At 68.0% G+C, this 6920-nt stretch carries 7 protein-coding genes and 1 pseudogene; 4 read left to right on the top strand and 4 right to left on the bottom strand.

The window, feature by feature from the left end; genetic code table 11:
- A partial coding sequence (locus TSB10GB4_RS08225; protein ID WP_186394098.1) for an IS110 family transposase occupies positions 1-733 on the bottom strand: 733 nt, incomplete at its 3' end.
- Positions 734-743: 10 nt separating this feature from the next.
- Between TSB10GB4_RS08225 and TSB10GB4_RS08220 the strand changes: the two are divergent.
- The 3 genes and pseudogenes from TSB10GB4_RS08220 to TSB10GB4_RS08210 form a co-directional block, all read left to right on the top strand.
- Positions 744-1964 (top strand): annotated as a pseudogene (locus tag TSB10GB4_RS08220) (NAD(P)/FAD-dependent oxidoreductase); the annotation flags it as partial.
- Between the two features lie 2 nt (positions 1965-1966).
- The gene (locus tag TSB10GB4_RS08215) at positions 1967-2695 is read left to right on the top strand and encodes an amino acid ABC transporter ATP-binding protein (protein ID WP_186395332.1); all 729 of its coding nucleotides are present in this window, start codon (positions 1967-1969) and stop codon (positions 2693-2695) included.
- A gap of 74 nt (positions 2696-2769) precedes the next feature.
- Positions 2770-3180 (top strand): DUF3830 family protein, encoded by a 411-nt coding sequence (locus TSB10GB4_RS08210; RefSeq protein ID WP_186395331.1) that lies wholly within the window; start codon positions 2770-2772, stop codon positions 3178-3180.
- 9 nt (positions 3181-3189) lie between these two features.
- Here TSB10GB4_RS08210 and TSB10GB4_RS08205 read toward each other — a convergent pair whose 3' ends face one another.
- Together TSB10GB4_RS08205 and TSB10GB4_RS08200 are read right to left on the bottom strand one after the other, a co-directional pair.
- Positions 3190-3780, bottom strand: coding sequence for a hypothetical protein (locus tag TSB10GB4_RS08205; protein WP_186395330.1), 591 nt, complete (start codon positions 3778-3780; stop codon positions 3190-3192).
- A gap of 24 nt (positions 3781-3804) precedes the next feature.
- Positions 3805-4263 (bottom strand): Lrp/AsnC family transcriptional regulator, encoded by a 459-nt coding sequence (locus TSB10GB4_RS08200; protein ID WP_186395329.1) that lies wholly within the window; start codon positions 4261-4263, stop codon positions 3805-3807.
- Positions 4264-4379: 116 nt separating this feature from the next.
- Between TSB10GB4_RS08200 and TSB10GB4_RS08195 the strand changes: the two genes are divergently transcribed.
- Positions 4380-5369: a nucleoside recognition domain-containing protein gene (locus TSB10GB4_RS08195; RefSeq protein ID WP_186395328.1), complete on the top strand. Its 990-nt coding sequence runs from the start codon at positions 4380-4382 to the stop codon at positions 5367-5369.
- A gap of 55 nt (positions 5370-5424) precedes the next feature.
- On the opposite strand, the gene TSB10GB4_RS08190 is transcribed toward TSB10GB4_RS08195, so the two are convergent.
- Positions 5425-6810: a PepSY domain-containing protein gene (locus TSB10GB4_RS08190; RefSeq protein ID WP_186395327.1), complete on the bottom strand. Its 1386-nt coding sequence runs from the start codon at positions 6808-6810 to the stop codon at positions 5425-5427.
- Positions 6811-6920 lie beyond the last annotated feature (110 nt).

Raw genomic sequence — 6920 nt, 5'->3', positions numbered from 1 at the left:
CCGCAAACCCGCGGGCCGAGGCGAACACGCGCGGATCCGGCGTCTTGATCGTCAACAAGGCCGCGCCCACCGGTCCCACCGAAGGGATCGCCTTAAGCCGCCGGGCGAGGTCGTCGTCGCGCACGAACGCTTCGAGCTCCGCCTCGACCTTTGCAAGCGCCGGCGCCAGCGCGGCATATTGCTCGCCCTGCAGCGCGAACAGCTTGCGGGCGAGCGGCGGCAGGGCGGGGTCGCTCGCCACCTGCTCCAGCAGCGTCTCGATGCGGCACAGCCCCTTGGGCGCGATCAGCCCGAACTCGGCCGCATAGCCGCGGATCGCGTTGGCAACCTGGGTGCGCGCCCGGATCAGGCTGGCGCGCACGCCCATCAGCATCAGCCGGGCCTGTTGCTCGGGGCTCTTCTCCGGCACGAAGCGCATGCCAGGACGCCCGCCCGCCTCGCACAGTCCGGCCGCGTCGGCCGCGTCGTTCTTGTTGCGCCCGACATAGGGCTTGGCGCGGTGCGGCGCGATCAGCCGGGGCTCGTGGCCCCAGCTTCGCAGCCGGCGCGCCAGGTGGTGGGCGCCGGTGCAGGCCTCGATCACCACCCGCGCCGGCGGCAAGCTCGTGAAGAACGCTTCAAGCTGCCCGCGGCGCAGTTGCCTGCGCAGCACCGTCTCTCCGGCGGCATCAACCCCGTGGAGTTGGAAGAGATGCTTGGACGTGTCCATGCCGATGCGCGTAATCTCGTTCATTGGGCGGCTCCTTCGATGTGTTGGGACCATCATCTTGGCGCAAAACGACGCCGGATGGGGGCCGTCCACCCCAACGGAACCGCTGCCGATCCGCGAGGTCGCGACGCTCATCATCGGCGCCGGCATCGCCGGCCTTGCGACCGCGCTCTTCCTCGCCGAGGCGGGGGAGGAGGTCGTGGTGGTCGAGCGCGGCTTTCCCGGCGGGCTCGCCTCCGGCGGCAATGCCGGCAGCCTGCACGCCCAGTTGCTCTCCTTCGACCATGGCGCCAAGGCGGAAGGCGACGGCGGTGCCGCCGCCCGCACCCTGCCGCTGCAGCTTGCCTCCATCGACCTGTGGCGCGAGCTGGAAGTGCGGCTCGGCCGCGACTTCGAGATGAAGATCACCGGCGGGCTGATGGTCGCCGAGACCGAGGCGCATCTGCGCTTCCTGGAGGAGAAGACCCGCGTCGAGCGCAGCCACGGCATCGATTGCCAGGTGATCGGCCGCGCGGATCTCGCCCGGCTGGAGCCGGGCCTGTCGCCGGCGATGATCGGCGCCGCCTATTGCCCGCAGGAGGGCAAGATCAATCCGCTGGTCGCCACCCGCCATGTGCTGGATGCCGCCGTCTCCGCCGGCGCCCGCGTGTTCGACCGCACCGAGGTGCTGGCGATCCGGCGCGAGGGCGCGGGCTTTGTCGTCGAGACCTCGCGCGGGTCCTTGCGCGCTGGGCGCCTCGTCAATGCCGCCGGAGCCTTCGCCGCCCGCATCGGCGCCATGCTCGGGCTCGACATTCCCGTCTTCGGCGCGCCGCTGCAGATGGTGGTGACCGAGGCGGCCGCGCCGGCCGTTTCCCATCTCGTCGCCCATGCCGACCGGCACCTGACGTTGAAGCAGGCGGCCAACGGCAATTTCCTGATCGGCGGCGGCTGGACGGCCGGGCTCGATCCCGTGCACAGCCATCCGCGCCCGCTCCTCTCCAGCCTGGAGGGCAATCTCTGGGTCGCCCAGCACGTGGTGCCGGGCCTGCGCAAGCTGCATGTGATCCGCAGTTGGGCGGCGATGAACATCAATATCGACGGCGCGCCGATCCTCGGAGAGCACCCGGCGATGCCCGGCTTCTTCAACGCCGTGACGTCGAACGGCTACACGCTCGGCCCCCTGGTCGGGCAGGTGACGGCGGCGCTGGTGCGCGGCCGCGATCCCGGCCGCGACCTTTCGGCCTTTTCCATGTCCCGCTTCCAAGGAGGGTGACCATGATCGAGATCACCGGAGTGACGAAATACTACGGCAAGTTCCCCGTCCTGAAGAACTGCTCGACCAGCGTCGCCAAGGGCGAGGTCGTCGTCGTCTGCGGCCCGTCCGGCTCGGGCAAGTCCACCCTCATCAAATGCGTCAATGCGCTGGAGCCGATCCAGCAAGGCTCGATCCGGGTCGACGGGGTCGAGGTCAACGACCCGCAGACCAACCTTCCCGAGCTGCGCTCGCTGGTCGGTATGGTGTTCCAGAATTTCGAGCTGTTCCCGCATCTCACCATCGAGAACAACATCATGCTGGCGCAGCGCATCGTGCTGGGCCGCAGCCAGCAGGTCGCCCGCAAGCGGGCAATGGAACTGCTGGAGCGGGTCGGCATGACCGGACACGCGCACAAGTATCCGGGCCAGCTTTCCGGCGGCCAGCAGCAGCGCGTGGCGATCGCCCGGGCGCTCGCCATGAACCCCAAGGCGATGCTGTTCGACGAGCCGACCTCGGCCCTCGACCCGGAGATGATCTCCGAGGTGCTGGACGTGATGACCTCGCTGGCGCGCGAGGGCATGACGATGATGGTGGTCACCCACGAGATGGGCTTTGCCCGCCGCGTCGCCACGCGGATGGTCTTCATCGACCAGGGCGAGATCGTCGAGGACCGTCCGACCGAGGAGTTCTTCACCGCCCGCCACAACCCGCGCACCGAGGCCTTCCTCGGCAAGATCCTGCATCACTGACCATTCGGCCGAGGCGCGGGGCACCGACCGCCTCCCGCGCGCCGGCCGCGAACCACCACCAAGGGAGAAACGATATGAAGATCAAGATCACCGCCGGCCCCTTCACCTTCGACGCGGTGCTGGAAACCGAGAAGGCGCCGGAGACCTGCAAGGCCTTCCTGGCGCGCATGCCCTTTGCCGGGCAGATCGTGCATGTGCGCTGGTCGGGCGAGGGCGTGTGGATCCCGCTTGGCGACCTGTCCTTCGGCGTCGGCTACGAGAACCACACCAGCCACCCGGCGCCGGGCCATATCCTGCTCTATCCCGGCGGCATCAGCGAAACGGAGATCCTGCTCGCCTATGGCGGCGTCGACTTCTCCTCGAAGATGGGCCAGCTCGCCGGCAACCACTTCGTCACGCTGACCTCGAACCTCGACAAGCTGCCCGAGCTCGGCCGCAAGGTCCTGTGGGAAGGGGCGCAGGAGATCCGCTTCGAGGCGGCCTGACTTTCCGGCTCAGTCGAGCACGGCGAACTGGTCGAGGATCCAGAAGATCTCCGCGGCCAGCGCCAGCACCATGAAGGCGATGTGGAAGCGCGGCGCGCGCACCCACATCGCCGCGACCGCCAGCGCGGCAAGCCCCGTCTGGCGCAGCGGATAGAACGGCCCGAACGCGCGGAAGTGCTCGGCCCCCTTCATTGCCGTGTCCAGCATGTCGAGGCAGAACAGCGTCGCCAGCAGCCCGTAGAACCATTTCTGGCGGGTGTGGAAATAGTCCCGGTAGCTCGAATTCTCGCCGACCTTGTCCGGAAACAGGATGGCGCAGGTGAAGAAGAAGCACGCGGCGTAGAAGACCACCACGAAATAGATGGTGAAGGTCCAGCGCTCGATGCGGGCAAGACCGATCTCGAACCACCAGAAATGCATCACCGCCAGCAGCAGGAACAGCGCCCAGCCGATATGGACGCTGTAGAGATGTTCGCGCCGCGGGCTCTGCACCATGTTGGCGAGCCCGTTCAGCAGGCGTGCCACGCACAGGCCGGTGATGATGCCGATGAACACCCGCACATGCACGAAGCCGCCGGGATTGGGGACCAGTGTTTCCATCGGGCCGCGTTCTCCTCCTCTGTCTCACGGCGCCAGCCGGATCGCCGTGGTTTCCTTGCCGGTGCGGATCACGAACATCGTGTAGAAGCGCGCCACATTGGTCTCGTTGCGGAACAGACGTTCGCACAAGCCGTCGAATTCCTCCATGCCGGACAGCCGCAGCATCAGCACCACGTCGGCCTCGCCGCTGACGCTATAGGCCTGCACCACCGCCGGTTCGCTGTCCGCCAGCGCCAGGAAGCGGCGGGTGTGCTGCTCGCCGTGGCGCTCCAGTTCCACCGTCACGACGGCCTTCAGACCCTTGCCGGCGCGCACCGGGTTCAGGATCGCGACCGTGCGATCGATGACGCCGGCTGCCTTCAGCCGGCGGATCCGGCGCAGGCAGCTCGACGGCGACAGGCCGACCTCCTCGGCAAGGTCGGCATTGGTGCGCGCGGCGTCGTCCTGCAGCAGGTTGAGAAGCTTTCTGTCGATGCGGTCCATGGTGCCTCCGGAGGTCGCGGCACTATGCAATAAAATTGCACGAACTTGCAAAGTTTGACCAAAAATGCCGCGCGGCTGCGGTATCGCTAGCGCAGGAAACTGTTGGAGTGACTCGAATGTCGATCCGTGCGCGGCTGATCCAGCGAAACCGCGAAACCCTTGGGATCTATTGGGAACTGGTGCGCATCATCGTGCCGGTCATGGTGATCGTCGAGATCCTGGCGCGCCTTGGCGCCATCCGCGCGATGGCTCCCTATTTCGAACCTCTGATGCAGCTCTACGGCCTGCCGCCGGAGATCGCGCTCGCCTGGCTCACCGGCCTGCTGATCGGCATCTGGGGCGCGATCATCATCGTCTTCGCGCTTGTGCCGGTGTCCGAGCTCACCGTCGCCGACATCACCGTCTTTTCGACGCTGCTGCTCTTCGCCCATGCGCTGCCCATCGAGCAGCGCATCATCCAGCGTGCCGGGCCGGGCTTCTGGATCACCACCGTGCTGCGCATCGCCGGTGGCCTTGCCTGCGCCGCGCTGCTCCACCAGCTCTATTCCGCGACCGGCTGGCTCGCCACGCCGCTGTCGCCGGTGTGGATGCCGATGGAGGAAACATCGACCTGGACCGGCTTTGCCATCGGCCTCGGCAAGACGCTGGTGATGATGCTGGTGATCCTGTTCGGCCTGTGCTGGCTGATGGACATTCTCAAGGTCACCGGCATCATGGACCGGCTGATCCGCGCGCTGGTGCCGCTGTTCCGCCTTGCCGGCATCGCCCCGCCGGCGGTGCCGTTCGCCTCCGTCGGCCTGCTGCTCGGCATTTCCTATGGCGGCGGGCTGCTGATCCGCGAGGCGCGGGAGGCGCGGGTCGATCCGCGCCAGGTGTTCCTCGCCAGCGCCTTCATGGGCTTTGCCCACAGCCTCATCGAGGACACGCTGCTGGTCGTCGCGGTGGGGGCGGATTTCGCCAGCGTCTTCTTCGGCCGGCTTGCCTTCGCGGTGGTCGCGACCGCGCTGCTGGCAAGGCTCGTGTCGCTGATCCCGGACTGGATCCTGTTCGCCGAACCGGCGCGGGCGCGCGCCATGCTGCGCGAGGCGAAGGCCGAGACGCGCTGAGCCGGGCGCCTGATGCTCGCGGCACGGGGCCGCGCCGCGAGCTGTTGCCGCAAGACTAGCGGGCGGCGGTGCGCTTGCCGAGCGGGCGGATCACCAGGAGGTCGATCGCCAGCATCACCAGCAGCGAGGCGCCGACCAGCGGGAAGACGATGCCGCCGACGATGAGGATCGCCAGCAACCCGCGGAACACCTTCGGGTCCGTCGGCATCGGCGGCACGCCGAGGCTCCCCGACGGCCGCCGCTTCCACCACATCACGCCGGCTGAGACGGCCAGCATCACGATGGCCAGGCACACCACCACCAGCAGGATCTGGTTGGCGAGGCCGAATTCCTGGCCCATATGCACGTTGATGCCGAATTCCAGCCATTTGCCGAGCGGGCCGTAATCGGCATAGGTCATGTCGACCAGCGGCTTGCCGCTATACTGGTCGAGATGCACGACGCGCTGCTGCGAAAGGTCGTCCGGATAGACCGAGGCCGAATAGACGCCGGTCGGCGAGGTGGGCAGCGCCAGCGCATAGCCCCGGTGCAGGCCGAGCCCGTCGACGATCTCCACCGCCCGGTCGATGCCCATATCGCGGGCCTGCGGCGCGGCGTCGGTCGAGTTGGGGATCCGCGCCTGTTCCAGCGACCAGGCGGTCTGGCCGGTCTCGGCGAGCTTCACGTCCGACATCGGCACGTCGACGCGCACGCCGGATGGATAGCCGAAATTGTTGCCGTTCGCCCATTCGTTGACCTTGGCGCCCCAGTTGCCGGACCACGGCATGCCGGTGATCGCCAGGAAGACGATGAAGGCGCCGACGAAGATGCCGGTGACCGCGTGCGTATCGCGCCAGAACATCCGGTTCTTCGGCGTGCCGCGCACGCTGGTGACGCCGCCGCGTCCGCTTTTGCGCGGCCACCACAGGTAGACGCCGGTGCCGACCAGCAGGATCGCCCAGCCGCCGACGATCTCGATGACGCTGCGCACGGTGGGTCCGAAATAGCGCAGGCTGTGCAGGTAGCGCACCGTCCACATCACCGTGCCGCGGTCGGGCAGGGCGCCGAGCACCGTCGCGTCATAGGGGTCGACATAGACGGCGAGCCGCTGGCCCGTGTCGGCCTTGACGGTGATCTCGGCCGAGGCGTTGGCGGCCGGCGGATCGGTGTATTTCACCGCAGTGCCGGGATGGGCGTCGAGCGCGGCCGCAATGATGGCGGAGGGCGCGGCCTTGGCGAGGGTCTCGCGGATCTCCACCCGCTTCAGGTCCGCGTGCAGGATCGCGTCCAGCTCGTCGCGGAAGAGATAGAGCGCGCCGGTGACGGCGAGGGTGATCATGAAGGGCAGGACCAGCAGGCCCGCATAGAAGTGCCAGCGCCAGACGGCGCGGTAGAGGTCGGAGTTGGAGGCCGGGGAGGCGAACGCCCCCGTTCCGGCTCCAGGCGCGGTGGTATCGGTCATCGATGGATCTCCAGGCGGGAGGGCGCGCCGCGCCGCGCGTGTCACTGCGGCGGCGGGACGGCCCAGGTGCCGTTTGTTGAGTGGATCCGGTGGCGCCGGCCCGAAAGCCT

The sequence above is a fragment of the Stappia sp. TSB10GB4 genome, assembly GCF_900185745.1.
In the GTDB taxonomy this organism is placed as follows: Bacteria; Pseudomonadota; Alphaproteobacteria; order Rhizobiales; family Stappiaceae; genus Stappia.
This window is presented reverse-complemented; position numbering and strand designations above follow the sequence as displayed.

Coding starts and splice junctions, on each gene's coding strand:
- TSB10GB4_RS08215 (WP_186395332.1), top strand. CDS start 1,967: ATGATCGAGATCACCGGAGTGACGAAATACTACGGCAAGTTCCCCGTC.
- TSB10GB4_RS08210 (WP_186395331.1), top strand. CDS start 2,770: ATGAAGATCAAGATCACCGCCGGCCCCTTCACCTTCGACGCGGTGCTG.
- TSB10GB4_RS08205 (WP_186395330.1), bottom strand. CDS start 3,780: ATGGAAACACTGGTCCCCAATCCCGGCGGCTTCGTGCATGTGCGGGTG.
- TSB10GB4_RS08200 (WP_186395329.1), bottom strand. CDS start 4,263: ATGGACCGCATCGACAGAAAGCTTCTCAACCTGCTGCAGGACGACGCC.
- TSB10GB4_RS08195 (WP_186395328.1), top strand. CDS start 4,380: ATGTCGATCCGTGCGCGGCTGATCCAGCGAAACCGCGAAACCCTTGGG.
- TSB10GB4_RS08190 (WP_186395327.1), bottom strand. CDS start 6,810: ATGACCGATACCACCGCGCCTGGAGCCGGAACGGGGGCGTTCGCCTCC.